Source organism: Kitasatospora sp. NPDC057512 (assembly GCF_042802135.1).
In the GTDB taxonomy this organism is placed as follows: Bacteria; Actinomycetota; Actinomycetes; order Streptomycetales; family Streptomycetaceae; genus Kitasatospora.
The window spans coordinates 1-1,333 of sequence record NZ_JBHVET010001233.1; the positions used below are offsets into that span (position 1 = coordinate 1).

At 73.4% G+C, this 1,333-nt stretch carries 2 protein-coding genes; one reads left to right on the plus strand and one right to left on the minus strand.

The features are described from left to right. Positions 1 to 2: 2 nt before the first annotated feature. Complete coding sequence (locus tag ACFU6K_RS39150) at positions 3 to 956, minus strand: aldo/keto reductase (protein WP_380671468.1); 954 nt, start codon at positions 954 to 956, stop codon at positions 3 to 5. Positions 957 to 1,099: 143 nt separating this feature from the next. On the opposite strand from ACFU6K_RS39150, the gene ACFU6K_RS39155 reads away from it, so the two are divergent. Continuing rightward, positions 1,100 to 1,300, plus strand: coding sequence for a hypothetical protein (locus ACFU6K_RS39155; protein WP_380671470.1), 201 nt, complete (start codon positions 1,100 to 1,102; stop codon positions 1,298 to 1,300). The last annotated feature ends 33 nt before the right edge of the window (positions 1,301 to 1,333 follow it).

Consider the following 1,333-nt stretch of genomic DNA (forward strand, 5'->3'; position numbering starts at 1 on the left):
GCTCAGGCGGAGGCGGCGTCCAGCAGGGCGGTCTGCTCCGGGGTGAGCTCCAGGGTGGCGCCGACCAGCAGCGGCGGGAGCTGCTCGACGGTGCGGGCGCTGGCGATCGGGGCGGCGACCGTCGGACGGGCGGCGAGCCAGGCCAGGGCGACGGAGGCGGGCTCCACCCCCTGCTCGGCGGCGACGGCGTCCAGCGCCTCCAGCACCTTGGGGCCGCGCGGCTCGGCCAGGTAGCGGGCGGCGCCCTCGGCGCGGGCGCTGGCCACGCCGTCGGCGCCCGGACGGTACTTGCCGGTCAGGAAGCCGGAGGCCAGGGCGTAGTACGGGACGGTGGCCAGGCCGTGCTCGGCGACCACGTCGGCCAGCGGGCCCTCGAAGGTGCCGCGCGAGACCAGGTTGTAGTGCGGCTGGACGGCGACGTACTTCGCCAGGCCCTCGCGCTCGGCGAAGGCCAGCGCCTCGGTGAGCCGCTCGGCGGAGATGTTGGAGGCGGCGACCGCCCGGACCTTGCCCTCGCGGACCAGCTCGTCCAGCGCGGTGACGAACTCCTCGACCGGGGTGTCGTCGTCCCGGTGGGTGTAGTAGAGGTCGATCCGCTCGACGCCCAGGCGGCGCAGCGAGTCCTCGGCCGCGGCCTTGATGGTGGCGGCGCCCAGGCCGCTGCGCTCGGCGAGCATGCCGACCTTGGTGGCGATCACGACGTCCTCGCGGTTGCCGCGGCTGCGCAGCCAGTTGCCGAGGACGGTCTCGGACTCGCCGCCGGTGTTGCCCGGGGCCCAGGAGGAGTAGACGTCGGCGGTGTCGACGAAGTTTCCGCCGGCCGCCGCGTAGGCGTCCAGGACGGCGAAGGACTGCTGTTCGTCGGCCGTCCAACCGAAGACGTTGCCGCCGAGGGAGAGCGGGAAGACGGACAGGTCGGAGGTGCCGAGGCTCACCCGGCTGTGGTTTCCGGTCATGAAGGCAGTCAACCCCATGGCCCGGCCCGGCATTCCGTGAACCCCTCGGTCTTCACGAGGCTGTCGCACGGAGGGGTGGTGTGGTCCGCGCGACGGGGGTCCGGGGTGTGCCCGAGGTGGGCCGATTCGTTAGAGTCCGTGCCATGGCTGACAACGACTACGACCCCGCCGGCAGCACCCAGATGTTCCGGGCGTTCGTCGACGAGAGCCCGGCGCCCCAGGCCCCGGGCAACGTTTCCACCTACGGCAGCAGCAAGAGCAGCGGCCGCACCGGCGTGATCGCGCTGGTCGCCGTCGTCGCGCTGGTCGTCCTGGGCGCCGTCGTCTGGCTGGCGGTCAAGTGACCCTCGCGCGGGTGACCCTCGTCCGGGTCACCC

Bases quoted from the DNA above. Each gene is read 5' to 3' on its own strand.
- ACFU6K_RS39150 (WP_380671468.1), bottom strand. From the start codon at position 956: ATGACCGGAAACCACAGCCGGGTGAGCCTCGGCACCTCCGACCTGTCC.
- ACFU6K_RS39155 (WP_380671470.1), top strand. From the start codon at position 1,100: ATGGCTGACAACGACTACGACCCCGCCGGCAGCACCCAGATGTTCCGG.